The organism is Pantoea sp. EKM10T, from assembly GCF_011800685.1.
GTDB lineage: Bacteria > Pseudomonadota > Gammaproteobacteria > Enterobacterales > Enterobacteriaceae > Pantoea > Pantoea agglomerans.
On the sequence record NZ_JAALEU010000003.1, the window covers coordinates 518,473 to 544,349 of the forward strand.

The window sequence follows — 25,877 nt, forward strand, 5'->3', positions numbered from 1 at the left end:
GTCTCAGGGCTTAAGAGACGATCATCGGTGGCTCCTGACCCTTGTTCAACGCACGAATGCGCGACCAAAAGCTATCCGGATAGTTTATTTACGATCCGGTTTCAGCCGACGATCAAACCGGAACGGAATGGCCTCAGCCTGTTGAACTATCCGGAAGAACTCGGGATGTTCAGGATTTAACAGGTAGTTATATTCTACAGGGGAGAGGGCACTGGGAACACGCAACGCAACCGCATCGCAGGCAGAGCACCAGGCGTCTCCATAGTCAGCCAGTTCTGCCGGTGCGTCTTCATCGGCCCAGTTTGCAGGCAACTCAGTGATATCAGCGGTCTGAATCAGCACATCGGGAACATCGATGCGCAGAAGTGTGAAAGCATCCAGGATGTGTGCTGAGTGCAGATGGACCAGTGTTTCCAGCAAAGTCAGCGATGCTGTTTCAGAAACATAAACCATGGAGATGCCGATGCTGTTCCAGCGGCCGCCCGCCTCTTTTGCGCCAAATCCCGTCCAGGCTGTCGAAAGATACTTTGTCTTGGTCAGCCTGTAGAGAATCAAGAGTAAACTCCGTGCTCCAGGCGCGTGATTAATTTCATGACCTCGTAAGCCCCGGTTTCAGACGCCATCAGTTCTGCGGGCATTTTCCAGCTCAGCGCCCTGTTAGGCTCATTCAACCATTTTTGCGCTTCATCCTTATCACCTTCGAACAGTTCAACTGCGCGATCAATGACACGGATAATACGTACCAGTCGTTCACTTTGTTCAGCGCTGAATTTCGCTTTCACGCTTCGGCTGAACGTCGTGGAGGGAATACCGGACATTTTGCGCAGGTCGTTTTGCGTAATCTTCGCCCAGTTGACGATCAGGTGAGCTACGTTGCCATCAAGGCCTTCATTAATCTGGCCCAGCAGGGCGACACCATCAGCGTTGTTCAGGCCTGCGGCCTGCCATAAGCGTGGCGGCCTGGTTTTGTTCGCAGAAAAGCTGAATGTTTTCATCTGTCACCTCCAATTGGTCATTTAACTATAACCATTTGGTGGGAGGGGCGCAAATTTCAGGATCTGATAAATCAGGAAAGCCGGTCACTCTGAACCTTTCAGGGTCATGTGTCAGATCAAGTCGCGACTCACACATATTCATAAGTTTCATTAATGGGTGAACTGGCTGCCGGAAAAGGGGTTACGTCTGCACAAATAGCACTGGCATGGTTGCTGGCACAAAAACCGTGGATTGTTCCCATCCCCGGCACTACTAAACTGCACCGGCTGGATGAAAACCTGGGTGCTGCCGACATCACGCTTTCACAGGACGACGTGCGGCAGATAGAAGAGGCGCTTGAAACGATAGAAATCGTCGGCGAGCGTTACTCCCCTGAGCATCAGGCTCGTGTGGGCCGTTAAGATTCAGGCGGGTCTGCATCGAATTGCAGACCCGCTATTCCGGGTGCCGAAGCGCATCTATCATCAGCACAAAAGCGGGCGGATGCTGTTTACGGCTCGGATAACAGAGATAATAACCGGGAAATGCAGGGCACCAATCCTGCAGAATCTGAATTAGCTTTCCGGATTTTACATGCTCCCTGATCGTATCTTCAGGAACACAGGCAATACCAAAACCCGATAATACGGCATCGATTCTTTCTGACAGAAAATTAAACGTGACCTGTCCTTCAACTCTGACACGTAACGATTTTCCTTCCTTCACGAACTTCCAATGATAAAAGTTTTAATTTTGGCCATACGAGAGTTTGAGCTGCATGCTCCCCTGCGGATAAGCGGATATTGCCAGAGAGCGTTCCATTGAGTTGAACCTGAAATTCATGCTCCTGCTCAAGATCGGCAATACGTGGCTCAGATAGGCCTGATTACATAACGCGAGATTAAAACGGCGTGCCTGACGTGTCGAACATGTCTGGGCCTATGCCTTTCACGCGCCGTCGAAACGGTGTTTTATCTGAGAAGGTCATGGTGAGGGGCGGGTTCCATTTCCAGGCAAGCCCCAGGCATAAGAAAGCCTTTATCTGGCGGACAAATCAGTCTATCTTAAAGGAAATGATCATTCTCTAATGGTGTTTGTGATGAACGATAACCGTTATAAAGAGCGGGGACGACCGCGGGCGTTTGATACCGATGCGGCACTGGACAGCGCAATGCTGGTATTCCGGCAAAAGGGCTATCACGCCACTTCGATCGGCGATTTGGGCCATGCTATGCAGCTCACTACCGGCAGCATCTATAAAGCTTTTACCGACAAGCGCACGCTGTTTGCAAACGTCTTTGCTCGCTATCTCTCAATGCGCAACAGCAGTTTAGCCGCGCGGCTGGCGCAATGTGAAAATGGCCGTGAGCAACTGGCGGCGCTACTCAATTTTTATGTGGATTCAGTGCGCGATGTCGAAGGTGAGCGCGGCTGTCTGGTGGCTGTCAGCGCCGTGGAGCTGCAAACTCTGGATGAGGAACTTGCCGGAGCCGTCAGCGCGGCGCTGATACGCAACCAGCAGAATCTGCAGCAGATAATCAGCCTGGGTCAGCAGGATGGTTCGGTCAATCCTGCACTGGACAGAGACGCCACCGCTTCGCTAATGCTTTGCATTGTTCTGGGGATGCGGGTCGCCGGTAAAGTTGCTGCGACCCGGCCCGATGCCAGCATCATCCCCCTGGCGCTAAAGATACTCGACTAAATTTTTTACACATTAAGGAATCGATCGTTTCCTTATTATCCGGAGGTTATATGCGCGTATATCCACTCTACCAGCACCACTTTATTAACATTGACTCGCAGCGGCTGCACTACCTCAGCGCAGGCAGTGAACACGCTGAGACTGTGGTTCTGCTCGCGGGTTTCCCGCAAAGCAGTTATGCCTGGCGGGAGGTTATTCCCTTGCTTGCCAGCCGCTTTCATGTGATCGCACCCGACCTGCCAGGGCAGGGTGATTCTGACTTTCCAGCCAGTGGTTACGACACTGACAGCGTGGCAGAGCGCATACTGGCGCTGCTGAACAAGCTGGGTATCGAACGCTTTCATCTGGCCGGGCATGATATCGGGGCGTGGGTCGCCTGGTCACTGGCGGCAGGCCATCCCGAAAAGGTCAGCCGTCTCGCGCTGCTGGATGGCGGCATTCCCGGTATCACGCTGCCTGACTTACTGCCAATGGTGGGTGATAGCGCCTGGAAAACCTGGCATTTTGGATTTCACTGTGTGGATGATTTACCGGAAGCGCTGATCACTGGCAGAGAGGCGATCTACCTCGACTGGTTTTTTAACCGTAAGGCAGCCAATCCACATCGCATAGATGCGGCGGCCCGTCATGAATATCTGCGCGTTTTTCAGCAGCCCGGGGCCTTGCGGGCCGGACTGGCTTTTTACCGCGCTTTTGCACAGTCGGCAGAACAGAATCGACAGCGCGCGTTAAAAGGCAAACTGGCTTTACCGCTGCTGGCTGTCAGTGCCGACCAGGGATCGATACCCGATATGGCCACCCCGCTGCGCACCGTAGCGCATCAGGTAAGCAGTGAAACTGTTCTCAACTGCGGCCATTTTATTCCCGACGAACAACCCGAGAAATTAGCGGAAATACTGGCAGACTTCTTTATTCCCTCTCCGGATAAAAGCGAAATATCACCTCAGTGACAGTAGGGAAAGTAATGTCGTGTGGCGGATTATTAATATTATTGCTGATCCGCTGTTATCTCATACAGGTTTCCAATAAATAGCACTATCTTATTGATTTTTAAGTATGTAGAGCAGGCTGTTGCGCGTTGCTTTCTGTCGCGTGCTGTGAATAAATAAACGGTCATCAACGTCCGTCATCAGGATGAGATTAAAATAGCGGTCGGCAGCAGAGTGCCGATCGCATATTGCCGGGGCTGCTATGAATCAGGAAAAAGCACGACTGGCCGGGGAAATAAAAGCCAGAGTTAATGAACTTGAATCGCAGTTAGTGGCGATTCGACGTGATATCCATGCGCATCCGGAATTAGGCTTTGATACGCTGCGCACCGCCAGTCTGGTCACAGACTATCTGCAGGCGCTGGGACTTAATCCCCGCACCGGCGTTGGCCGCAGCGGTGTTGTGGTGGATATCGACGGCGCAGAGCCGGGTAAGACGCTGCTGTTGCGCGCCGACATGGACGCGTTGCCGATACATGAGCAGACCGGTTTACCGTTTGCCAGCCGCTATCCCGGAAAAATGCACGCCTGTGGGCATGATATTCACACCGCAACGATGCTGGGTGTCGCAACGATCCTGCCGCACTATCGTCAGCAGCTCAAAGGCCGGGTCCGGCTGATATTCCAGCCCGCGGAAGAGACGCCAGAAAGTGGCGCTGAGGCGATGATTGCGGACGGCGCGGCAGATGGCATCGACTGGGCCGTGACCCTGCATAACAAGCCTGAACTGGCTGCGGGGGAAGTCGCCCTGACGCGCGGGGCCAGCACTGCCTCCAGCGATGAATTCGACGTTACAGTGCATGGTGTTTCGACCCACGCGGCACGTCCGCACATGGGCACCGATCCGATCATCGCGACCGTGCATCTCATCAGCCAGCTACAGACCCTCATCTCGCGTGAACGCGATCCCGCTCACTCCGCCGTATTAACCATCGGGCACATTCAGGGTGGTACCACCCACAATATCATTCCCGATAGCTGCCTGTTTCAGGGCACCATCCGTACTAAGTCGCCGGAAGTACGCGCTGCTATGGAAACCTCGTTTAAACGGATGTGCGAAGGGGTGGCGCTGGCGCAAAACGTGCGGGTGGAGGTTAACTTCCAGCGTGGTGTCCCGCCTTTGATGAATGACGATCGTCTGATCGATTCACTGGAACAGATTCTGTCGCATCAGTTTGATAAGCCCATCATCGCGCAGCCCAGCGCCAGCTTTGGTGCCGAAGATTTTTCACTGTTCACGGAACGGGTACCGGGCTGCCAGATTCATATTGGATCGGCCACGCCGGGCCGTGACGATCACCTGCATAACTCCGACTATCAGCCGGACGAACGCAGCATTACCGCCGGGACGCAGGCGCTGACCCGCCTTGCAATTGATTTACTCTCTTAATAATAAATAAATGAGGTTTATATGATGATGCGTAACCGCCTGTTCACGGCTTCTCTGACCGTGGCACTGCTCGCCACTTCCTCGTTCAGCCAGGCGAAAGATTTCGGCACCCTGAAGTTTGCGACTGAAGCGGCTTATCCTCCGTTCAACCAGACCACACCGAGCGGCAAAATCGTCGGCTATGAGCCGGATATGGTGGCGGAGCTGGCTAAACGTGCAGGTTTTAAATATGAAATCATCGCCCAGAAATGGTCGGGCATGATCCCGGGTCTTATCGACGGTAAATATGATGCGGTGATCGATGCGGTGACCGTAACGCCAAAACGTGCTGAAGCGATCGATTTTACCCATCAGTACACCGTCAGCGTCTCCAGCTTTGTGACTGCGAAAAAAAGCCCGCTGGCCACGCTGCCAGGCAGCGGCACGATTGTGACGGCGGATGATGACGCCGGCATGAAAAAAGCGATCGACGATCTGAAAACCACCTTCAAAGGGAAAACCATCGCGGTGCAGGTCGCCACCATTCAGGCGGATTTCCTGCAGAAATACCTGGGCGACGTTGCCACTATCCGCACCTATCAGGCGGGTCCTGAAACCTTCGCCGACCTGATGAATGGCCGGGTGGATGCCGTCATGGCGTCTCGTACCAACCTCAACGCCTTTGTGAAAAAACATGCTGAGGCGATCAGCAGCAGCGGCTATGGCTTCTCCGGTGGCGTGCTGGGCGCAGGCTCGGCGATTGGTCTGCGTAAAGGCAACAGTGAGCTGCAGCAGGTGCTGAATCAGGCGCTGGACTCCATGATCAAAGATGGGACGCTGAGCAAACTGTCGATCAAATGGTTTGGCGAAGATGTCGCGCCGAAAGCGTAACCGCTGATGCTGATGAATATTGACTGGCAGATACTGGGCTTCGGGGATGAGGGCTGGGGTGGCGTGCTGCTTAACGCCGCCGCCGTCACCGTCAGCGTGTCGCTCTGCGCCTGGCTGCTGGGTGCGTTGCTGGGCAGCGTGCTCTGCTGGATGCAGATTGCCGGTTCACGCTGGCAGCAGCGACTGGCGGCGGGCTATATCACACTGTTTCGCGGCGTGCCGGAACTGCTGGTGATCTACCTCTTCTACTTCGGTGGACGACAGGTGGTTTCCACCGTGGGCACCGCGCTGGGCTTCCAGGGACCGTTTGATGTGAACGGTTTTGTGGCGGGCGCGATTGCCATCGGGCTGATCTCCGGTGCCTATCAGAGCGGGGTATTCCGTGGCGCTTTCTACGCCATTCCCGGCGGAACGCTGGAAGCGGCGACCGTGACCGGCATGGGACGGCTGATGATGTTTCGCCGCATTATCGTGCCGCAGGCGTTACGCACTGCGCTGCCCGGCATGGGCAACCAGTGGCAATCGGTGATCAAAGAGTCGGCGCTGGTCTCGGTAACCGGACTGGTGGAAACGATGAACCAGGTCTCCACCGCAGCCAACTCCACCCAGATGTCCTTTTTCTTCTACAGCGTGGGTGCGGTGATCTACCTGATTATCACCACCTGTTCCGATATGGTTTTCCGCTACGTGGAAAAGTTTGCGATGCGCGGTCAACAGCGCGTGAAGGGGTAAGGAGTCCACGTGGATATCATGTTTTTACAGCAGACGCTGCTGGCGCTGCTGAAAGGATTGCCGCTGACCATCAACCTGGCGCTGCTCTCACTCTTTGGCGGCGGCGTGCTGGCGCTGCTGCTTAACCTGCTGCGCATGACGCGTGTTGGCAGCGTTTTCTGTCGCTTCTACGTCTGGCTATTTCGCGGTACGCCACTGCTGATCCAGATCTTTATGGTCTATTACGGCCTGGGCAGTTTACCGGCGGTGCGGGAAAGCCTGTTCTGGCCGCTGCTGCGCGATCCCTACTGGTGCGGCTTACTGGCGCTGATTCTGAATGATGCCGCCTACACCTCGGAGATCCTGCGCGGCGGGCTGCGTGCCGTCAGTCAGCAGTCGCTGGAGGCCGCTAAAGTCTCAGGCATGTCGTCGTATAAAATCTTTACCCGCATCACCTTACCGATTGCGATTCGACAGGCATTGCCGGCCTACAGCAATGAGATCATCTCGATGATCAAAGCAACGTCGCTGGTCAGCACTATCAGCCTGATGGAGATGACCGGCATTGCCGACTCGATAGTCTCTTCCACTTTCCGGGCGCTGGAGGTGTTCCTGAGCGCGGCGGTGATCTACCTGATACTCACCATGCTGGTCAGCAAAGGCGTATCGATGCTGGAACGACGCTTATCACCTTACTATTTTGGAGCACGCTCATGACCGCACCTACCATCATGCTGAGTCATCTCAGAAAGAGTTATGCGGGACACGAAGTGCTGCACGACATCAGCCTGACCGCGCAGGATGGCGATGTGATATCGCTGATTGGTGCCAGTGGGTCGGGCAAAAGTACGCTGTTACGCTGCATCCCGTTTCTTGAAGTACCACAGGCGGGTGAAATTGCGGTAGGCGAGGTGAACGTTACGCTGGATAACGCCGACGAAAAACTGAGCCGCGAGCAGCGCCGTCGCATCAAGCTGATGCGAATGCAGCTCGGCTTTGTATTTCAGAGCTTCAACCTGTGGCCGCATAAAACGGTGATGCAGAACATCATTGAAGCGCCGGTTCATGTGCAGAAGCGCAGCCATAAAGAAGCGATTGAAGAAGCAGAAGCGCTGCTCCATAAAGTGGGACTCTATGCAAAACGCGACGCCTGGCCGTCGCAGCTTTCCGGCGGACAGCAGCAGCGCGTGGCGATTGCACGGGCGCTGGCGCAGCAGCCGAAAGCGATACTGTTCGATGAGCCAACTTCCGCGCTGGATCCGGAGCTGGTGGGCGAAGTATTGCGGGTGATCCGCAGTCTGGCGGAAGAGGGACGTACCATGATTATCGTCACCCATGAAATGGGCTTTGCGCGCGACGTGTCGAACAAAGCGGTGTTTTTGCACCAGGGCATGATTGAGGAGTCCGGTTCGCCGGAGCAGGTGTTTCTCGATCCGATCTCGCCACGCTGCCGCGCCTTTGTGAACAGCCACTTTGAGCGCAATGCAGGCTGAAGCAGCAACCTGATAAGACTGACGCGCTGAGATTTCGTGTTTTGAGATCACAAAACCCCGGAAGATTTTCCTGATGCCAGTCAGTTAAGCGACTGGTGATAACGCAGTCTGGTGCCGGGCAGGGGCTGGCGGTCCTCGCGCCGCTGCGCGGTTCCTTCACTTCATTCGCCTGCCTGACGGCCCGCCGGGGATAGCGGTGAATATTCAGAGTTAAATCGCACTATGGCGCAAGCCGCCTGCCAGTTGTGTGAACACGTCGATCATCTTTGGCAGCGCCTTTTCCGGCTCGCTGCTGGAAGCGACCCACAGTGCGGCATTCAGCGCCGCGCTGTTCAGCAGATGAGCGGCGGCATCGGCGTCGACCGGCTTCATTATCCCGCTGTCGATAAGACGGGTAATCGTTTCACGCGTGGCTTCCAGGCAGCTGTTCTGGCTGGGCCATTGCGAGGGATCTCCCAGGAAAGCCGGGCCATCGCGCAGCACAATACGTTGTACTTCGTTATCCATTGCCATGCGGATGTAGGCGATGCCTTCAGCCACCAGCTTCTCCCACGCATCGCTCACCCCAGACGCTGCCGCTTTAGCCTGCTGGGCCATTTCGCCATCAACCTGTGCGACGACCGCCGCAAGCAGCCCCTTTTTGTCACCAAAATTGTGGTAGAGCGCCCCGCGTGTCAGACCTACGCTGGCCGTCAGTTCATCCATTGATGCGGCGGCAAAGCCTTTTTCGGCAAAGGCTGTGCGTGCTGCTGCAATCAGTTTTGCCCGGTTCTCTTCCATTGTTTCAGCGCGACGTTTAGCGGCCATACACTCTCCTTTCACATACGCGAGGTATATTAATTGACATACGCGGCGTATGTGTGATTAATGTGACATACGCCGCGTATATTAAATCAAACTCGTGTGCGCTGCATCCTGCAATCCGCTAAAGACTATTGAGGAAATTCTATGATCACCCGCGAACCCATTTTTCCTGCCAATCGTCACGCTCTCTATGAGCAGCATGGTTATTCAGCGGCTATCCGCTCAGGCGATCTGCTATTTGTCTCAGGTCAGGTGGGCAGCCGTGCCGACGGCACGCCGGAGCCTGATTTTGCTGCTCAGGTTGAACGGGCATTTGAGAATCTGGCAGCCACGCTCGCTGCGGCAGGGTGTACCTTTGACGATCTGATCGATGTCACCACATTTCACACCGATCCGGAGCATCAGTTCGAAACCATCATGCAGATAAAGCAGCGCGTTTTTCCGCAGCCTCCTTATCCTAACTGGACAGCGGTGGGTGTGACGTGGCTGGCGGGATTTGATTTTGAAATCAAGGTGATTGCACGCATTCCCGATCAACGGGACCAACGGAGCCTGTCACAGAGTGCATAAAGCATGAGTGGCAATCTGCCAGGTCTGAAACGGGTAGTAAGGGGATAGCGAACGCGGTCAGCTATCCCGCCATGAACATGGTGGAGGAAGAGGAGATGTTAACCTCCAGGAACATATATCGACATCTTCAGCGAGTGCGCATCATTCGACATAAAACTGGAATAACTAAAGGTTCTCCTCACGCCATCCTTGCCTGTAAGGCACTTTACTCCGGAGACGGGCGCTGCGATGACATGCTGGTTCCACCATTCGCTGAATTCCTGGCACTCGTGCTCAAGCCGGGTAATGAGTGACTGAAAAGCGGGGTTGTGCGCATTTCGATCGTAGTCAGCATGAAACAGACCCAGCATTCTCTGGGCTTCCTGATGCCATGTCTCGCCGAACAGCGTCCGGGCCTCAGAGGTGGTCAGCATGAAAATCAGGATGTTCCTGTCTTCATCGGATAACAGGCTGAAATCTGTGATCAGGTCTGCTGCTGCGCTGTTCCAGACCAGCACGTCCCAGTGTGCGTTGGTAATGTAAGCGGGTTCTGCTAAGCCCTGAATCAGTTTTATCAATCCCTCAGTAATGACCGCGACGTTGTCGGGAACGGATTTCCTGCGGGTCAGCGACTGCAGATGCAGTACTTCAACTTTATCAAGCTCAAGCGCCCGGCCAAGCGCACTGACAATGCGATCAGAGAGCGTCTCCACCCGTCCCTGTTCGATTTTCGTATACCATTCTGTGCTGACGCCAATCCTGGCCGCGACTTCTTCGCGTCTTAATCCCGGCGTGCGACGCCTTTCACTTGATCGTAATCCCTTGTTATCAGGCTTGATGCGAGCGCGGCGGGAACGCAGGAAATGACTTAATTCACTTTTTGGCTGCATGGGTTAACCTGGTCGTGATTTATACCTGTATAAAATTAGTCTATTCTCGCCGCTGTTAAGGCCTTTTATAGTCACCTTCTCTACATAAGATGAGGGTGAAACTATGAAAGCAGCTGTGCTCGAAGCGTTCGGGAAACCACTCAGCATTCAGGATGTACCGCCACCGATCCTCGGAACAGGGGAGGTGATTGTGGATGTTTTTGCGGCACCGATTCTTTCTTACGCCGGAGAGGTATTCAGTGGCGAAAGAAAATATCTTTTACCCCCACCGGTTATTCCCGGCTGTGGGGCAATTGGTCGGGTACGTGAAACCGGCCCCGATGCGGCCTGGCTTAAACCCGGCGACTGGGTTTTTTGCGATCCGACAGTCCGATCGAGAGATAACGCTCAATCACCTGAAATCGTATTGCAGGGCTGGAGTGCACGAGGTGAGGGCGGGCAAAAAATCCAGCAGTATCATTTGAATGGCAGCTTCGCTGAACAGATTCGTGTTCCCACTGAAAACGCACTGCCAATCGGTAATATCGATCCTGCTGACGCCTCAGCCTGGTGTGCCATCAATACGTTGCTGGTGGCTTATGGCGGTTTGCTGGCCATGGAGCTTAAAGCCGGTGAGAACGTGCTGGTAAGTGGGGCCACCGGTAATTTCGGTAGTTCAGCGGTTCTGGCCGCTATCGCAATGGGTGCCAGTAAAGTCATTGCACCCGGACGCAACCCGCAGGTTTTACAGGATCTCAGGAAACGGTTTGGTTCGCGGATAGAAACCGTCACGCTGAGCGGCATGGCCGATAAAGATATCAGCGCGATGAAAAGCGCGGCGGGTGGGCCAATCGATGCCGTGCTCGACCTGCTCCCGCCTTCAGCTGAGGCATCGGCGGCGCGCAACGCCATTATGTCGGTAAGGCCTTATGGTCGTGCTGTGCTGATGGGAGGCGTTGGCATGCTGGGCGGCGATGATCTGGCACTCCCTTATCCGTGGATCATGCGTAATCTCATCACGATTAAAGGACAGTGGATGTATGAACATGAAGCTGTTTACACACTGGTGGGGCTTATCCGGGCAGGACTGCTGGATCTCAGCCATTACGCAGTAACGGAATTTACACTGAGTGAGATTAATCATGCCATTATTCACGCCGCCGAAAATAGTGGCCCCTTTAAACTGACGGTAGTTCGTCCATAACTTTATGTAATCAACAAAGGTCTCTGCGCCTGGTTCACGCATCAGGGCTTCATGTCGCCCGGAGACCACAGCAATAAACCGTGCGTCCCTACATCGAGCAATCTGCACCGCAAGATGTCCACCGCCGCCTCCCGCAGCGTTAATCAATACGGTTTCCCCTTTAATGCAACCGGCACGTGGGGAAAGATGCAAAAGATTGGGGGCATCATGGCCGGTTTTTCTGGATCAGCGACAAGGGTGTCCCGGGGTCATCGGGACCAGCCAGAAACGACATAATCCACCATCGGCTGAAGTTTCTCTCTCGTTACGCCAGCCTTGGCCTGAACAGCCATGCCCTGCGCTATAGTCATAAGGTATTTAGCTAACATTTCACAATCAGCGGATGAAGAAAGCTCGCCCTCGTGCTTTGCACGTTTGAGCCTCTCCAGCAAAGCCGTCTCCGAGCCAATGCGGCGAGTGATCAATTCCTGGCGAATGGTCTCAGCCCCCTCTGAACATGCCAGAGCGCCATTAATACCGAGACATCCCCGGCATTCACCACCGAGCGTGTGAGTATCCAGCATGCCATTAAGAATGAGTCGCACCGCATCATGAACGTTTGGTTCCTGGAGTGCTCCGGTCATAAAAGCCATATATCTGACTTCATATCTCTCCAGCGCTTTACGGAAAAGGCTCTCTTTGTTTCCAAAGGTGGCGTAAAGACTCGGACGCGCAACGCCCGTCGCACGTGTCAGGTCATCAAAGGAGGTGCCTTCGTAACCGTTTTTCCAGAACACCACCAGGGCTGCTTCTAAAGCGACCTCCGCGTCAAATTCGCGATGTCTTCCCATTTACCCTCCGATTCTATAACGGTCATTATAAAAAAATTGACGGGCTGCGTCCAACTCTGTAGTAATAATACTGTAACGACCAGTATTGAATTTTTTTTGCTGGCGCAGATGATAGCGTCTGGCCCGAAACAGAGAAGGGAAGAGCATGAACGAAGAGCAGCAAAACCAGCGCGTTGCCGTTGTTAAGGACTATTTTCGCAAACTTGACTCGGGCGATTCGTCAATGATGGATCTTCTGACAGACGACATTCAGATCTACTTTCCAAAGTTCGGTGTGGGATACGGAAAAGCTGAAGTGGCTCGCGCCGCTCAGGGAATGATGAGCACCCTGCAAAAGATCGAGCACGACTTCGAGCGGATGAATATTCTGGTTGCGGGCGATCATGTTGTCGTTGAAGGGTTTGAGAGTGGAATCAGCGCTAACGGAACGCCCTGGCCTGTAAAGGATCGCTCTGAAGGCCGTTACTGTAACGTTTTCCAGTTCGATGGGCTTAAAATTAAGCGGCTTCACATCTATACCGATCCCGATTTCAACAGCACGCATGAAGAGCGATTTTTGTGGCCAGCGGTCGGCATGACCCGTTCAGATGACATCTGATTGGTGAAGTGACATGCGTTCAGGATGGATCTCCATGCTGACGCAGCTGCTAACCTGTGCAATCACTATCGAGCTCTTTGCACTCTTGGCGCGGTTCCTGAAGCGTTTAAGCTCATACTCATGTTAAGTAAATCGACGTGCCTGAGAAGATATTTTAAGCGTTTTCTGCGCTCAGCCACATCGGTATAACTGGGTTGAAATGCGAGCTTCAGGAGCCATCAAGCCCCAGCGTTTCACGACGCAGGAAGGCCCAGTCAATCAGAGCAGTCATTGATGGCCCAAGCGCTTTTCCCAGATCGGTAAGTGAGTACTCAACACGCGGAGGGACTTCGGGATACACCGTGCGTGTCACGATGCCATCCTGTTCCAGTTGCTTAAGCTGCTGGATCAGCATTTTTTGATTTACGCCCTCAATCCGGCGCTCCAGCTCTGAAAAGCGCAGCGGGCCTTTAGCGGCGAAAAGCTGACAGATAATAATTGTCTTCCATTTTCCTTCAATAATCTTCAGCGCCTCGGTGGTAGCCTGAGCCCACACCAGTCGTTGCTCCGGAATATCACAACGCCAGTCTCTTTCCATACTTACCTTCAGGTTAGTAACCCACTATTTTGTCGGTTCTTGTTGTTTATTCAGTGAATATATAGGGTATCTCACTTCATCACAGAATCAGGAGCGAAATATGAAAATCGGCATAATTGGCACAGGTAATATCGGTGGTACCCTGGCACGTAAGCTTAGTGAAGCGGGGCACAAGGTAAAAATCTCTAACTCACGCGGAATTGATGGCGTGCGTGATTTCGCGGGTGAAATTAATGCAGAACCCACAGACATCAGGGGAGCGGTTACAGACGTTGAAGCCGTGATTCTCTCCATTCCGCTGCCGGCACTTAGCAGCCTGCCTGATGGGCTTTTCGATCACCTTCCATCCCATGTCCCGGTGATCGACACCAGCAACTACTATCCTGGCCTGCGCGATGCACCGATTACTGCACTGGATAATGGGCAGACCGAAAGCGAATGGGTTCAGGAGCAAATCGGGCACCCTGTGGTTAAAGCTTTTAATAACATCCTTGCCGACTCGCTCGCCGATCTGGGCCAGCCGCAGGGAAGTCGGGGTCGTCTGGCAGTTGCCGTAGCGGGAGATCATCCTGATGGTGTGCAGACGGCCATGTCACTGATTAACGACACCGGTTTTGATCCTGTGTTCTCTGGGACTATCGCTGAATCATGGCGTCAGCAGCCCTGCACACCTTGTTACTGCTGTGACTGGGAAGCGCCCGTAATGCTGCGAGCTCTGGCGTTGGCCAGAAAGGGCGAAGGGCTGACCCGGCTGCCACAGCTTTATGCCAGTTTCGCGACGCTGGGTGATGCGCCCTCTCATCAGGATATTATTGAAAATAACCGTGCCATAAACTGGCCGGTTTAAATTTCCTGGGAAGAATAATCTGTCTGCGTTGATGATCTGGCTAAGGTGACTGAATATTTCACTGAGTTTTGCATTCCTTGCTGGACTTGTCACGATCACGATGCCGGTGAGGCTTGGCTCGGGTTCGCTTTAATCAATATCAGATAGCCACACTGTGTCGTTCAGGTGAGAGAAATCTCTGAGCAAACCTGACTGTGATAATCGACGGCCAACGGTTTATCCCCCGGCCCTTCTGATTATTCAGATATCGTCCTGTCAGATTAAAGCCCCGTTCCGGGGCTTTATCACTCTCATTTTTGACCCGACTTATTTCTGCATGACGCCACTATATCGTCAGAACTGACATATTCCCGGGTCTGAACACCTGTAATGCCCAGCATGGTTGAGAAAAGGTTGTCCTGAGAATATTTTTGCGTGGTGGCTTGCTGGCTCAGGCACTTGTAGTCCACGGCATAACGCTGCTGGTAATCGGGCGAAAGCCAGATAAGCAGCGGCACGCGAGTCTGGGCTTCAGGCGCGATAGCATAGGGCAGGCCATGCAGATAGACACCTTTCTCTCCCAGCGACTCACCATGATCGGAAAGATAAACCAGGCTTGTCGTAAACTCGTCCTGATGGGCTTTGAGTAATTCAATCGCTTTGTCGACGATATAATCCGCATACAGGATGGTGTTGTCATAAGTATTAATCAGCTGGTCCTGAGAACACTCCTGAATCTGATTTGTTTCACAGGTGGGCGTGAATTTGCGGAACGCCGGGGGGTAACGATGGTTGTAGGTTGGCCCGTGGCTGCCTATTGTATGCAACACGATAAGACCATTCCCCTGAAGCTGTTTGATATACTCCTCCAGACCATGGAAAAGCACCTCATCATAGCACTCGCCTTTAATACACATTCCCGGAAGATTCAGGGCTGTCATATCCTGATTAGGGATCCTTTCGCAGGCCCCTTTGCATCCCGCATCGTTCTCATTCCATAAAACGCTCAGACCTGCACGCTGAATAATATCCAGTAGCCCCTCCTGATGACTGGCCAGGGCATCATCGTAGTGCTTGCGCGGCATATTCGAGAACATGCAGGGAACGGAGACCGCCGTGGATGTGCCACAGGAGGAGACGTCAGGAAAATAGACGACGTCATCTTCCGCCAGCAGTGGATTGGTTGGCCGTGAATAACCTCCCAGAGAAAAATTGGCGGCGCGTGACGTTTCACCCACAACCAGAATCGTCAGGTTTTTTTTAGGGCCGTTCAGCATGTGGGGGGGTTGATGCGCATCTTCGCCTATTTTCACCAGGGGAAGATTCGCCCGCTCGCGGTGATTATAGTAAGAGAGCGAGGCGGCAATAAAATTAGACGGACTCAGGGATTTCACCAGCTCGTGATTATTACGAAACAGTGAGGCGTAATCCTTATAAAACAACATGGCTATCACGGCTATCAACACAACAGAAATCACCAGACTTAAAGCGCGCTCAAGCACTCCTTTCCACACCGGAACCGACTTTTTAAACGCGGGCCAGAAGGCAAGTACAGCCATAAAAATGCCGGTAAAAAATATTACCACTATCATCTTAGGCGTCAGCAGCGCCATGCTTTCTGCTGGCGTGGTATCCACCATGTTGGTGATCATTGAACGGTCAAGAATGATGCCATAGTGCTGAATAAAGTACTGAGCCGTGGCAGAGACAAAGATAAATAGTGCAATGGTTATCCTGTCCAGCCAGAGAAATGAGGCAATAGTCACCACAATATTGATGACGCTAAAAGCCACAAGGGGCATGGAGAACAAAAAAAGAATATTTTTAAGCTCATTTAGCGGTATAAGTGAATATGCCTGCCGGTAAAAGGCGAGATTGAGAAAAACCGAGATATAAATTGAGAATAATATAATAAACGTAACGCGGTGCATCACGGGCTGACTGATTGTGAATCGTGGCATAAAGGTATTCCGTAACCTTGAAAAAATTGAGCCAATACAGATTATTTCTGAATTGATTAGTGATAATTAATAAAATTCATGTGCTGTGAACCACAGGTAGAAGAAGCTAATGACTATGATCATAGAAATTACCACTGTAAAACATTCACTTGATGATGGTCTGAGCATGACAGGTGCCTGGGAAAGAAAGGGTTCATAATTGTGAATGTTAAGTAAAAATTAACCTTTTGCTACAGTTTGTGCGGTTAACTTTTCTATTATGTGGTCGGGTTCACACTTTTACGGTGAAGATGCTGAAAAGGATAAGATAGGGGCGTGAGATAATTGAGACGCCAGAGAGCAGCTGTCGCCGAAGATAAGAACAGGCACTCACAGAATAAATTGTGTCAGTACCAGTTGATACTGCTCAGTACAATCTATGAGCCGCTGAATTCCCCAACTGAAAGTGGTGCATCGTAATAGTTAGCATGCGCAGCATTGCTCTACAGGCTTGTCCTTAAGCCTGAGAGATCCAGATTACTCTCCGGCGAGTGCGGTAATAAAGTCACGATAGGTATGCAGTGGGCGGCCAAGCAGGGTGACCAGACGTTCCCGGTCGCCCTCTTGTGGAATCATCCCATCACTGACGTAACGTTCAGCCATCAGCCGCATTTCATACGCCATCCAGCGCGGCATAAACTCCGCCATATTGGCTTCGAATACATCCGGATTATCTCCTCCATAAATTACCGGACGGCCCAGAAGCTGTTGCCAGGCTGCTGCTGCCTCTTCTCCGTTGAGCGTATCCGGCCCCACGAGATTGAGCGTTTCGACCGGTAATTCTTCGCTGGCCTGGTCGCGCCTTATCAGTTCAATTGCCGCCACTTCAGCAATATCCCGTGTATCGACCATTACAGTTACGAATTATCAGACCTCTTTACGGCCCAGATAACGCTCTTTCATCAGTGACAGTTTTATGCCGATATCCAGCGCCGGCGATGGCGGCATGAAACTGGCCTTGCCCAGCGACAGCATATCCGCGATATGCGGGTTGTCCTGTTTCATCATGTAATCTGCCAGCAGACTGCCCGCTACGGTCTGTTTTGAGACACCTGCGCCGTTACAGCCACCCGCCGTACAGATAAATTTGTTCAGCATGCCCCATTCAGGCGCGCTGTTTCGCGTAACGCTGATGGTGCCGGACCAGGTGTGGGTTAGCTTTACGCTGCCGAGGGTCGGATAGACTTTATGAAATAAGCGCTGATGCAGCTGGGTTGCCTGCCAGGTCTCTGCGGCATTTACCTGACCGCTGAGTGCGGGTATCACGTGCTGGCGAATCAGGAAACGGCGGTCTGAGGTAAAACGGAAGGTTGCACCGGCAATCGCATTAACCGGCGTAAGCCCCCAGCTCTGCATGGGGGGCAGGGTAGCCAGTTGTTCATCGGTCAGCGGATCGGTAATGCTGGCGAAGGTCGCCATTGCTGCCTGACGCGAAAGTCCTGGCCGCAACTCTGGCGATAATGCGTTGGTGGCCAGCATCACCTTTGGCGTTTTGATGATGCCAAACGGTGTCAGCACTTCAGCCATGCTGCCGTAGCGAATCCCCAGCACTGGCGTATTATCGAAGCGTTGAATATTTTCAGGTAAATAGTGGTTTAGCCCGGAGATCAACTGCGCCGGATTAACCAGCACACAGCCAGGTGTGTATATCCCTTTGCTGTAAAAGCGCGTGCCGAGTTTAAGGTAAAGCTCCTCGCTGTCTGACATCTGCCATGGCTCATCCATTAAATCGAGCTGGCTGGCGTACTCTTTTAAAATACGATCACTGCCACGTTCAGCCTGGCAGTGATATTTACCGACCTGTTCCCAGTCGCAATGAAGATGGTGCTGAGAAATAACCTGCTCCAGCTGACGAATGCCTTCCTGAAGCAGGTTACGGTAAGCGTTGGTCTTTTTTAATTCAGCGGTCGAACTGCCAATATTATGAGGCAGACCGATAACAAACCCGGAATTACGTGCCGATGCGCTTTCCCGTGTGCTGTGCGCGTCGACGATGATAATTTTCAGGCCAGGATTGATTTCAGCCAGGCGGCGCGCAAAGGCAACACCTGAAAATCCCGCGCCGACGATAACCCAGTCGGCAGTGATATCCTCTCGCAGCATGGGCTGCGGCGTAAAACAATGCTCACCCGCAGGCCAGCCCAGTTGATTGTGATTAAATGGTATCGATGCGTAGCGCAATTCCCTGTGCCCTTATATGAAAAATAAAGCAATTTTATAAGTTAAAGCGGGATATCTGTGCCAGCGGTAATCTGATTATTGTTGATTTCAGACAAGTAAAATTCAGGTGGATGATTTTTGAGTTAACAACCAAAGGTGGCACGAATTTTCGAAGAAGAGATGATAACGCGACTGTTATGTGTTTTATTTGCTGGTGTCAAAGACCGAAACCAGTGATCTGCAAAGCGGTATTCATAAAGCGCGAGCAGGGGAGAGCGAAACGGAACAGGTCGCGCTGTTAACTGGCAATTTCGAGTAGAAATCCGCCCCTGAAACGGATAACTGTAGGGCATCAAAGCGTTTTATAGATTTCAGCAATGACCTGCATCGTTGCCTCTTCTACGGTTCCTTCATTGCGACATAAAAACCAGCCGTGGTTGGTCATCTCCTGCTCGAACGCTCTGGTGCAAGCGACATGCTCTTCCAGCCGGTGAATCACTGTACTCCCCAGCCCACGCGATCGTGCCGCGGCTCGTTCCCATGAAATTTCAGGTGCGGTGATCACCCCGACATGCAGGTCTGGTACTCGCACGTTGAGTTCAATATTTTGCTGCAAAATCTCTGCAAAGGGCACCAGCCGCCGAAACGCGGCATCTGACGGATACCAGCGATCCATCAGGATAATGCAGTTCCCGGGCTGATTAGTGAGTACATTCTGTGAAATCCAGGCTCGGCTAACGGCAAAACGTTCACAAATTTCCCGTTCAAGATCCACTGAGGGATTTCTGGCGAGCCTGTTAACCAGCGCCATTGTTTCCGCCCTGAAGGGATCGCTTTTTTGCTCGCTAAGTCGAATCACCTTCCTGTTATCTGCTCTTAGCACTTGCGTAATGGACTCCAGCAGAGTGGTTTTACCGGTTCCCTTGGGCCCATCCAGAGAAACAAACAGCTGACGACTCATGCCTGGAATGAGAAGTGAGGAAAGATTTTTGTGAATCGTGCATCCGGTAAAAACATTTTATTTTCCTGGTTTTATTTGCTGAAGTTACATCGCTCTCTGGATCCGTCAGGCACGTCAGCGTGAACATCATTTTTCAACAGACACTGATGAACACGCTGGCAACGGTTCTGACGTACGAGTTTATAGAACAGGATGTTAGTCAGATAAGCTTAATAGTTGAGGCCTGTGCGGTGTAGTTTAAGGGAAGCGTCTGGAAAACGGAAAAGATCGTGCCTGTTCTGCCATTTACCCATTCAAACGCATGTCCTTAATCGCAATAACGAGCCCTCAAAGGCAGTCCCCCGGTACGTGCAGGAATCTGGCGAGTAGAAATTATCTATATTATGCTCATAAGCCCTTGTTAAATTGATCCTAATCCAATCCTGCCTAAGGTGGTTAAATGTCTGACGAAAGGGAAATCAAACTGGAGACTGCTTTAAAACTGGCGGCCGATCATCCAGCAGAACGACCTGAGTTTTACCGGGTACTGTTAGATTCATCGCTTTACGTCCTGGGTAGTTCCGGAGGGGCAACGGGTGATGGTGAGGTCGAACTAAAGGCGGGTGAGAATATCTCGATTCAGCACTGGGAAAAACCGGATGGAACGCCTGTCATTCCGGTATTCAGCTCGCTTGCCACCCTGCAGCGCGCCATCAGCCAGGAAAGTAAATACATGAAGTTGCCTGCCAGAGCCTTTTTTGAAATGACGCGGGGAGAGGGTGTGTTTCTTAATCCCAGGTCGGATTACGGAAAGGAGTTTGTGCCGGAAGAAATAGAAGCCATGCTGGCGGAAGGAACGGGTCGCCTGCCGCAGACAAGGGTGGTTGAGGAAGAAACACAGGTATTAGTGGGAGTACCTGCCGTTGTTCCGGACAGGCTTCTGAAAGAGTTATCAGCCTGGTTTGCAAAATGTCCCGGGGTCAGCCGTGCATTCCTGGTTTTAATGCACGACCCGTCAGTCGATGATAAACCGCATTATCTGGTGGGGGTGGAAATGAGCGGTGATGTGCAAGAGGTGATGCGTGGTGCGGGTCTTGTCGCAGCGGATACCTCTCCGGATGGGCAGGCGGTGGATCTGATGCGCCTTGGCCAGAACGACAAAGGTCTGGACTCACATATCAGGTCGCAGTTTACGCCATTCTATGTGCGGAGCATGAAGCAAAAACTAAAGGGCATGTTTGGACGCTGAACGGCTTCTGAATGTTGTCTTGTAACCAGCGTAGTAAATCGGGGGTGACTTTGATCTCCGGTTTCAACAGTGCCAGTGATAGTGACTGAAATAGGTGATCCAGGGCGGATTTATCTATGTCCGCTATGAGTGAGGAGTGGACTTTACGCTTCGGGCTTAATCAGGCGTAACAGAGCGGCCCTGCACATGCGCCTCGTCTATCTGAGTACGTGCGTGAAAGCTCACGGATCAAAGGCTCAGGCCTCGTTAAACCCCTCAATTCGTAAAAATTCTTATCAGCAGTTACCGATCACCGGGTAAATGAAAATCAAAAAGACCCACATTAATTGACGATTAGTGCGCTTATGCACAGGATAATCCCTTTATAACTATACGTTGATTAAACAACATTAATCTTTCTTAATACATTCAATTATCTTTACTATTTGCGTGAAAGATGCACTCTTTCCACAGTGTTACAAAGTTGTTTTTCCCTCCGCATTCAGCCCGCTTATAACTTTATGGCGGTAACAAAAATAATACCGTTTATAAAAAGATTATTAAGAGGGATGAATATGAAAACACTGACAAGAAGACATTTTATGGCTTTTGCGGCAGGAGGAACGGTCGCGCTTGCGGCGGGTCAGGCCATGGCACATGACAACGGCGTAAAGACGTTTCCGGCAGGGAGCGGAGGACGAGATCCCGGACCACATGACCCTATTCGTGAGGCTGAAAGTCCGGACATCGTAAATCCGCCCGTTACCGACAGCGGAACGCTGCCAAACCTTCACTTTTCTTTCAGTGATGCGCACGTACGCAAGGGAAGCGGTGGCTGGACGCGTCAGGTGACGCAGCGGGAGCTGGGCATATCTACGACGATTGCGGGTGTGGACATGCGCCTCAATGCCGGAGGTATTCGCGAACTGCACTGGCATAAAGAGGGGGAGTGGGCTTACATGACTTATGGCAACGCGCGGATTACCGCTTTTGACGCCAGCGGAGGATGGTTTGTTGATGATATCGCTGCAGGTGACCTATGGTATTTTCCGCCCGGTATTCCCCATTCGATTCAGGGTCTCGGTCCCGACGGCTGTGAATTTTTACTGGCTTTTGACGACGGAAATTTTGATGAGGATAGCACTTTTCTGCTGTCAGACTGGTTCAGGCATATTCCCCCGGAAATTCTCGCCAAAAACTTCAGGGTTCCGGTATCTTCATTTTCTCACCTGCCTTCACCTGATGATGAGTACATTTTTGCCGGCAACGTTCCGGGCAGCCTGGTATCAGACAGTATAAAAGGCGGGGTGAAGTCGAAAATCCGCTTTACCCACAAGATGCTGGCTCAGGATCCGGTACGCGCGCCGGGAGGAACCGTCAGGATTACGGATTCATCCAATTTTCCGGTTTCAAAAACGATTGCTGCCGCACTGGTAGAAATTGAGCCAGGCGGACTGCGCGAGCTGCACTGGCATCCTAACAATGATGAATGGCAGTATTACCTTGAAGGAGAGGGGCGGATGGGGGTCTTTGCATCATCCGGTCAGGCAAGGACTTTTGACTACCGCGCCGGCGATGTGGGATATGTTCCTTTTGCTATGGGACACTACATCGAAAATACCGGTAAGGGACCACTGCGTTTTCTAGAACTTTTTAAAAGTGATTACTATGCCGATATTTCGCTTAACCAGTGGCTCGCCAGTACACCACCAGAACTTGTCCGGCAACACCTGCATCTGGATGAAGAGTTTATGAACATGCTTTCACTTAAAAAGAACCCGGTGGTGAAGTAACTGGTTCAGTCGTTACCTGATTAATAAGGATTGACGCTGACTTATTCCTGTTTAAATTAAAGTGTCCGCTTTTAGCATAAAGCGGACACGTATATCGGTAATGCAATTTCCCACCTGCCACTTAAAATGGTGCAATAGCATCAGCATTGCTCTTACAGGGATGAGGAGGTCGTTAATAAACTGAGACAGCAGGGCAGTTAAATCATCAGGAAGCATCTGCTATTAACAGGGGACATTTCCAGATTTTACCTGGTAGCCAGACATGAAAACGAAGTTTAGCTTATGTCTATCCAGCATCAACTATTCACTTTTTCCTGACAATACGTCGTTGAAGTCAGTAAAGGTTAATTGAGCCGATGCCCGGACTCTTGCAAAGAATGGTACTTTTTATTTTGCCAGCAGAAATAATCTGTTTTCAAAACCGAATATTTAATCTGGCTGTGGTTATGCCCTTTATTGTTGCTACGAATTGCGTTTAATGCGTTGAGTGCCGGCTCTGCCTCAGCACCTTTATTGGCGCTGGCCGTTGCGTGCCTGAAATAAGTAAAGCGTCGCTTTATTTCCAATGGCATTGCCTACTTAATAACTGGTATATAAGGAGATTTCCATGGCATTTTCAGGAACGGGCCGCGCCACGGTCATATCGCTGAAAAGCGGTCACCCATTGTCTCAGTCCACTGAAGGAAAATCACAATCTATTCTGAGCGAACCCGCTCTTATCACGCTGCAAAGCTCACCTTCTCAGATTTCTTCTTTTCAGAAACAGGGTGACGATCTCATTCTTAACCTGCACGAGAGCGATACGCTTCGCTATCAGAATTTCTTTACTGAGGTTGCAGGCCAGCAGAGTAAAATGCTTTTCCAGCAGGGAAGTTTATTTCAGGAGGCACAGTTCAGCACAGACGTTTCCGGCGATGCTCAGACTGTCACCACGCTGACACCTGTCTGGCAATCTCCAGCTTCTGCAACAACTCCAATGCCATTCCCTGCCAGTCCAGAGTCAGATCCCGCGTTATCAATCGTAGAGTCTACCCAAAGCCAGATTCTGATCCCGTCAGGCACGCCGTTAAACGGAGCAGCTGTCGCCCTGAGGGCGACGACCAGCGAAGCTGATTCAACCTTAACGCTTACGCCCCAGGTTGAGTCAGCAACAGCTTCAGATGCCCCCGCCACCTCCGACGCTATGAAGGCCAGCGCCATTCCATTACCGGCGCTGACTCTTGATCCGGTTACCGGCGACAATGCGGTCAGTTACCAGGAGGGGATATACGGCATTATCTTCACCGGCTCCGCCGCCCATCTCCCCTCCGGCACGCCGGTTGAACTGACCCTTGACGGCAGAACCTGGCAGGGCAGCGTCTACCAGGATCAGTGGCAGGTTCAGCTCTCTGACAGCGACGTGAAAACTATCAAGGATGGCAACTATACCATTCAGGTCAGTGCAACGGATCTGAATAGAAACAGTACCAGCCTCAGCCAGAATCTGCTGCTGATTACCCACTACAACAGCAGCAACCCGAAAGTCACCGTTAACGACATCACGCTGGCGGATGCGGTCCAGCATGACGGTCAGACCTGGTACGTTATCAGCGGCACGCTTGAAGCGCCGCTGCCGCTTAAGACTTTTGCGGTGCAGGTTTCTGATACCTTCCACTGGAATTATGCCGTGGTAGAGGCAGATGGCAGCTGGCGCGCGGAAATCAGCGCGTCGGAGCTTTCCCAGGGCGGCAACTTCCTGTCGTTTGGCGTGCTGGACGGTGCCGGAAACTGGTTTGAGCAGAGTGGCAATGTCACAGCCGACCTTATTACGCCCGTTGAAGGCGGCAATGGGGTTCCGCCGGTTATCGATGACAATCCAACGGATGGTGGCACGCCGATTCCGCCTGTCAGCACGCCCCCTTCTTTAACCATTAACAGTTTTACTGGTGACGGCGTGTTAAGCGCTGAGGAGAAGCTCTCCCCACAGACGTTCAGCGGCACCACAGCGAACCTCGCCGCAGAGAGCACGCTGACCATAATGCTGAACGGTCAGACCTATACCACAACGCTGGCCGCTGACGGCAGCTGGAGTGTTACCCTGCCGTCTGCCGATCTGCAGGTGCTGCCGGTAGGGTCTAACCACATCAGCGTAACCTTTGAAAACAGCGTTGGCGGTACGACCACCGCAAACAAAGTCATTACCGTAGAGGCGTCAGCACCGCCATCAGACGCTATCCCGCCACAGCCGACTATAGAGACGCCGTTTGTCGACGGGTTTATGAACGCACATGAACGCTTCGAGCCTGTTACGCTGAGCGGCTCCACTGGTGTGACCGGGGCGGGCCAGAAGATCGATCTGACCGTAGATGGTGTTCACTATGCGGGCGCTGTGGACAGTCTGGGCAACTGGCTTGTCTCACTCTCCACCGGGCAGCTGATGGAAGCAGATTTAGCCGAGGGGAGTCATTCTGTTACGCTGACCGCCACCGATCGCTGGGGCCAGTCCGGTATCACGGAGACGACGTTTATTACCGATACGCAGGATCCTCTTGTCACGATTAATACACTGGCAGGGGACGGGGTGATCGACAGTCATGAAATCAGCAGCCCGCTGGTGATCTCCGGCAGAGGCGAAGCCGGCAGCACGATTGAGGTTAGTTTTGGGGCCTCCCACTGGAGCGGCATCGTCGATCAAAATGGCCAGTGGCAGTTCTCAGTTCCCGCGGAAACGCTGCAGAGAATGGAGGAAGGGAGCTACCGTGCCATTGCTGAAACAACCGACGAAGCGGGCAACAAAGGTTATGCCTCAGCAGGTGTGCAAATCTTCGCTACTGAGGCGTTGCCGCAGCTGACCCTTGATCCGATCACCGGCGACAATGCGGTCAGTTACCAGGAGGGGATATACGGCATTATCTTCACCGGCACCGCCGCCCATCTTCCCTCCGGCACGCCGGTTGAACTGACCCTTGACGGCAGAACCTGGCAGGGCAGTGTCTATCAGAATCAGTGGCAGGTTCAGCTCTCTGACAGCGACGTGAAAACTATCAAGGACGGCAACCACACCATTCAGGTCAGCGCAACGGATCTGAATGGAAACAGTACCAGCCTCAGCCAGAATCTGCTGCTGATTACCCACTACAACAGCAGCAACCCGAAAGTCACCGTTAACGACATCACGCTGGCGGATGCGGTACAGCATGACGGTCAGACCTGGTACGTTATCAGCGGCACGCTTGAAGCGCCGCTGCCGCTTAAGACTTTTGCGGTGCAGGTTTCTGATACCTTCCACTGGAATTATGCCGTGGTAGAGGCAGATGGCAGCTGGCGCGCGGAAATCAGCGCGTCGGAGCTTTCCCAGGGCGGCAACTTCCTGTCGTTTGGCGTGCTGGA

Annotated in this window: 24 protein-coding genes and 2 pseudogenes; 15 read left to right on the plus strand and 11 right to left on the minus strand. The window is 52.5% G+C overall.

All coding sequences use genetic code 11. From position 1 onward, the window contains the following. Positions 1–84 precede the first annotated feature (84 nt). Both HFD95_RS08915 and HFD95_RS08920 read right to left on the minus strand, forming a co-directional pair. Positions 85–555 carry an RES family NAD+ phosphorylase gene (locus tag HFD95_RS08915; RefSeq protein WP_045139959.1) on the minus strand — a complete coding sequence of 157 codons (471 nt, stop codon included), beginning with the start codon at positions 553–555 and terminating at the stop codon, positions 85–87. Further along, complete coding sequence (locus HFD95_RS08920; RefSeq protein WP_033760867.1) at positions 552–995, minus strand: antitoxin Xre/MbcA/ParS toxin-binding domain-containing protein; 444 nt, start codon at positions 993–995, stop codon at positions 552–554. The genes HFD95_RS08915 and HFD95_RS08920 overlap by 4 nt, the downstream gene beginning before the upstream one ends. A 144-nt stretch (positions 996–1,139) precedes the next feature. Here HFD95_RS08920 and HFD95_RS08925 point away from each other — a divergent pair. After that, positions 1,140–1,397 (plus strand): annotated as a pseudogene (locus tag HFD95_RS08925) (aldo/keto reductase); the annotation flags it as partial. A gap of 34 nt (positions 1,398–1,431) precedes the next feature. Here HFD95_RS08925 and HFD95_RS08930 read toward each other — a convergent pair. After that, positions 1,432–1,849: pseudogene (locus tag HFD95_RS08930) on the minus strand (LysR substrate-binding domain-containing protein); the annotation flags it as partial. A gap of 213 nt (positions 1,850–2,062) precedes the next feature. Here HFD95_RS08930 and HFD95_RS08935 point away from each other — a divergent pair. From HFD95_RS08935 to HFD95_RS08965, 7 genes are all read left to right on the plus strand, one after another. Then, a complete protein-coding gene (locus tag HFD95_RS08935; RefSeq protein ID WP_167430135.1) occupies positions 2,063–2,677 on the plus strand; it encodes a TetR/AcrR family transcriptional regulator in 615 nt (204 codons plus the stop codon). 50 nt (positions 2,678–2,727) lie between these two features. Beyond that, complete coding sequence (locus tag HFD95_RS08940; RefSeq protein ID WP_167430136.1) at positions 2,728–3,627, plus strand: alpha/beta fold hydrolase; 900 nt, start codon at positions 2,728–2,730, stop codon at positions 3,625–3,627. A 241-nt stretch (positions 3,628–3,868) separates the two neighbouring features. Continuing rightward, entirely contained in the window at positions 3,869–5,056 is a 1,188-nt protein-coding gene (locus HFD95_RS08945; protein ID WP_033760875.1) for a M20 family metallopeptidase, read from the plus strand. Positions 5,057–5,077: 21 nt separating this feature from the next. Beyond that, positions 5,078–5,926 (plus strand): transporter substrate-binding domain-containing protein, encoded by an 849-nt coding sequence (locus HFD95_RS08950; RefSeq protein WP_010670606.1) that lies wholly within the window; start codon positions 5,078–5,080, stop codon positions 5,924–5,926. A gap of 6 nt (positions 5,927–5,932) precedes the next feature. Next, positions 5,933–6,658 (plus strand): ABC transporter permease, encoded by a 726-nt coding sequence (locus HFD95_RS08955; protein WP_010246779.1) that lies wholly within the window; start codon positions 5,933–5,935, stop codon positions 6,656–6,658. A 9-nt stretch (positions 6,659–6,667) separates the two neighbouring features. Further along, the gene (locus HFD95_RS08960) at positions 6,668–7,354 is read left to right on the plus strand and encodes an ABC transporter permease (protein ID WP_010246777.1); all 687 of its coding nucleotides are present in this window, start codon (positions 6,668–6,670) and stop codon (positions 7,352–7,354) included. Beyond that, a complete protein-coding gene (locus HFD95_RS08965; protein WP_010246775.1) occupies positions 7,351–8,130 on the plus strand; it encodes an ABC transporter ATP-binding protein in 780 nt (259 codons plus the stop codon). Before HFD95_RS08960 ends, HFD95_RS08965 begins: the two co-directional genes overlap by 4 nt. Before the next feature lie 210 nt (positions 8,131–8,340). Here HFD95_RS08965 and HFD95_RS08970 read toward each other — a convergent pair whose 3' ends face one another. Beyond that, complete coding sequence (locus tag HFD95_RS08970) at positions 8,341–8,937, minus strand: TetR/AcrR family transcriptional regulator (RefSeq protein ID WP_033779998.1); 597 nt, start codon at positions 8,935–8,937, stop codon at positions 8,341–8,343. A gap of 141 nt (positions 8,938–9,078) precedes the next feature. On the opposite strand from HFD95_RS08970, the gene HFD95_RS08975 reads away from it, so the two are divergent. Then, a complete protein-coding gene (locus HFD95_RS08975) occupies positions 9,079–9,504 on the plus strand; it encodes a RidA family protein (protein ID WP_033768711.1) in 426 nt (141 codons plus the stop codon). Between the two features lie 98 nt (positions 9,505–9,602). On the opposite strand, the gene HFD95_RS08980 is transcribed toward HFD95_RS08975, so the two are convergent. Further along, complete coding sequence (locus tag HFD95_RS08980) at positions 9,603–10,373, minus strand: helix-turn-helix transcriptional regulator (RefSeq protein WP_167430137.1); 771 nt, start codon at positions 10,371–10,373, stop codon at positions 9,603–9,605. A gap of 103 nt (positions 10,374–10,476) precedes the next feature. Here HFD95_RS08980 and HFD95_RS08985 point away from each other — a divergent pair, with 103 nt between their 5' ends. Beyond that, positions 10,477–11,556, plus strand: coding sequence for a zinc-binding dehydrogenase (locus HFD95_RS08985; protein ID WP_029519583.1), 1,080 nt, complete (start codon positions 10,477–10,479; stop codon positions 11,554–11,556). A gap of 248 nt (positions 11,557–11,804) precedes the next feature. On the opposite strand, the gene HFD95_RS08990 is transcribed toward HFD95_RS08985, so the two are convergent. Next, positions 11,805–12,386: a TetR/AcrR family transcriptional regulator gene (locus HFD95_RS08990; protein WP_010246759.1), complete on the minus strand. Its 582-nt coding sequence runs from the start codon at positions 12,384–12,386 to the stop codon at positions 11,805–11,807. Positions 12,387–12,531: 145 nt separating this feature from the next. On the opposite strand from HFD95_RS08990, the gene HFD95_RS08995 reads away from it, so the two are divergent. Further along, a complete protein-coding gene (locus tag HFD95_RS08995) occupies positions 12,532–12,984 on the plus strand; it encodes a nuclear transport factor 2 family protein (protein WP_010670611.1) in 453 nt (150 codons plus the stop codon). A gap of 208 nt (positions 12,985–13,192) precedes the next feature. Here the strand turns inward: HFD95_RS08995 and HFD95_RS09000 are convergent, their stop codons facing one another. After that, entirely contained in the window at positions 13,193–13,561 is a 369-nt protein-coding gene (locus HFD95_RS09000; RefSeq protein ID WP_031594296.1) for a helix-turn-helix domain-containing protein, read from the minus strand. A 100-nt stretch (positions 13,562–13,661) separates the two neighbouring features. Between HFD95_RS09000 and HFD95_RS09005 the strand changes: the two genes are divergently transcribed. Further along, a complete protein-coding gene (locus tag HFD95_RS09005) occupies positions 13,662–14,408 on the plus strand; it encodes an NADPH-dependent F420 reductase (protein ID WP_167430138.1) in 747 nt (248 codons plus the stop codon). A 290-nt stretch (positions 14,409–14,698) separates the two neighbouring features. Here HFD95_RS09005 and eptA read toward each other — a convergent pair whose 3' ends face one another. The 4 genes from eptA to HFD95_RS09025 all read right to left on the minus strand — a co-directional run bounded on the left by eptA (position 14,699) and on the right by HFD95_RS09025 (position 19,508). Further along, on the minus strand, positions 14,699–16,348 hold the full coding sequence (gene eptA, locus HFD95_RS09010) for a phosphoethanolamine transferase EptA (protein ID WP_167430139.1): 1,650 nt from the start codon (positions 16,346–16,348) through the stop codon (positions 14,699–14,701). Between the two features lie 516 nt (positions 16,349–16,864). After that, positions 16,865–17,239, minus strand: a complete 375-nt coding sequence (locus HFD95_RS09015) for an NmrA family transcriptional regulator (protein WP_167430140.1) — start codon at positions 17,237–17,239, stop codon at positions 16,865–16,867. Positions 17,240–17,254: 15 nt separating this feature from the next. After that, positions 17,255–18,568, minus strand: coding sequence for an FAD-binding oxidoreductase (locus HFD95_RS09020; protein ID WP_167430141.1), 1,314 nt, complete (start codon positions 18,566–18,568; stop codon positions 17,255–17,257). 331 nt (positions 18,569–18,899) lie between these two features. Beyond that, a complete protein-coding gene (locus HFD95_RS09025) occupies positions 18,900–19,508 on the minus strand; it encodes a dTMP kinase (protein WP_167423246.1) in 609 nt (202 codons plus the stop codon). Positions 19,509–19,947: 439 nt separating this feature from the next. Here HFD95_RS09025 and HFD95_RS09030 point away from each other — a divergent pair, with 439 nt between their 5' ends. From HFD95_RS09030 to HFD95_RS09040, 3 genes are all read left to right on the plus strand, one after another. After that, on the plus strand, positions 19,948–20,736 hold the full coding sequence (locus HFD95_RS09030) for an enhanced serine sensitivity protein SseB C-terminal domain-containing protein (RefSeq protein ID WP_010246741.1): 789 nt from the start codon (positions 19,948–19,950) through the stop codon (positions 20,734–20,736). A 554-nt stretch (positions 20,737–21,290) separates the two neighbouring features. Next, a complete protein-coding gene (locus tag HFD95_RS09035; RefSeq protein WP_060678886.1) occupies positions 21,291–22,508 on the plus strand; it encodes a cupin domain-containing protein in 1,218 nt (405 codons plus the stop codon). A gap of 607 nt (positions 22,509–23,115) precedes the next feature. After that, on the plus strand, positions 23,116–25,877 hold a 2,762-nt coding region (locus HFD95_RS09040; protein ID WP_167430142.1), incomplete at its 3' end, for a BapA prefix-like domain-containing protein.

Excerpts from the sequence above, each read along its gene's own strand:
- HFD95_RS08920 (WP_033760867.1), bottom strand. The coding sequence starts at position 995 with ATGAAAACATTCAGCTTTTCTGCGAACAAAACCAGGCCGCCACGCTTA.
- HFD95_RS08935 (WP_167430135.1), top strand. The coding sequence starts at position 2,063 with ATGGTGTTTGTGATGAACGATAACCGTTATAAAGAGCGGGGACGACCG.
- HFD95_RS08940 (WP_167430136.1), top strand. The coding sequence starts at position 2,728 with ATGCGCGTATATCCACTCTACCAGCACCACTTTATTAACATTGACTCG.
- HFD95_RS08945 (WP_033760875.1), top strand. The coding sequence starts at position 3,869 with ATGAATCAGGAAAAAGCACGACTGGCCGGGGAAATAAAAGCCAGAGTT.
- HFD95_RS08950 (WP_010670606.1), top strand. The coding sequence starts at position 5,078 with ATGATGATGCGTAACCGCCTGTTCACGGCTTCTCTGACCGTGGCACTG.
- HFD95_RS08955 (WP_010246779.1), top strand. The coding sequence starts at position 5,933 with ATGCTGATGAATATTGACTGGCAGATACTGGGCTTCGGGGATGAGGGC.
- HFD95_RS08965 (WP_010246775.1), top strand. The coding sequence starts at position 7,351 with ATGACCGCACCTACCATCATGCTGAGTCATCTCAGAAAGAGTTATGCG.
- HFD95_RS08970 (WP_033779998.1), bottom strand. The coding sequence starts at position 8,937 with ATGGCCGCTAAACGTCGCGCTGAAACAATGGAAGAGAACCGGGCAAAA.
- HFD95_RS08975 (WP_033768711.1), top strand. The coding sequence starts at position 9,079 with ATGATCACCCGCGAACCCATTTTTCCTGCCAATCGTCACGCTCTCTAT.
- HFD95_RS08980 (WP_167430137.1), bottom strand. The coding sequence starts at position 10,373 with ATGCAGCCAAAAAGTGAATTAAGTCATTTCCTGCGTTCCCGCCGCGCT.
- HFD95_RS08985 (WP_029519583.1), top strand. The coding sequence starts at position 10,477 with ATGAAAGCAGCTGTGCTCGAAGCGTTCGGGAAACCACTCAGCATTCAG.
- HFD95_RS08990 (WP_010246759.1), bottom strand. The coding sequence starts at position 12,386 with ATGGGAAGACATCGCGAATTTGACGCGGAGGTCGCTTTAGAAGCAGCC.
- HFD95_RS08995 (WP_010670611.1), top strand. The coding sequence starts at position 12,532 with ATGAACGAAGAGCAGCAAAACCAGCGCGTTGCCGTTGTTAAGGACTAT.
- HFD95_RS09000 (WP_031594296.1), bottom strand. The coding sequence starts at position 13,561 with ATGGAAAGAGACTGGCGTTGTGATATTCCGGAGCAACGACTGGTGTGG.
- HFD95_RS09005 (WP_167430138.1), top strand. The coding sequence starts at position 13,662 with ATGAAAATCGGCATAATTGGCACAGGTAATATCGGTGGTACCCTGGCA.
- eptA (WP_167430139.1), bottom strand. The coding sequence starts at position 16,348 with ATGCCACGATTCACAATCAGTCAGCCCGTGATGCACCGCGTTACGTTT.
- HFD95_RS09015 (WP_167430140.1), bottom strand. The coding sequence starts at position 17,239 with ATGGTCGATACACGGGATATTGCTGAAGTGGCGGCAATTGAACTGATA.
- HFD95_RS09025 (WP_167423246.1), bottom strand. The coding sequence starts at position 19,508 with ATGAGTCGTCAGCTGTTTGTTTCTCTGGATGGGCCCAAGGGAACCGGT.
- HFD95_RS09030 (WP_010246741.1), top strand. The coding sequence starts at position 19,948 with ATGTCTGACGAAAGGGAAATCAAACTGGAGACTGCTTTAAAACTGGCG.
- HFD95_RS09035 (WP_060678886.1), top strand. The coding sequence starts at position 21,291 with ATGAAAACACTGACAAGAAGACATTTTATGGCTTTTGCGGCAGGAGGA.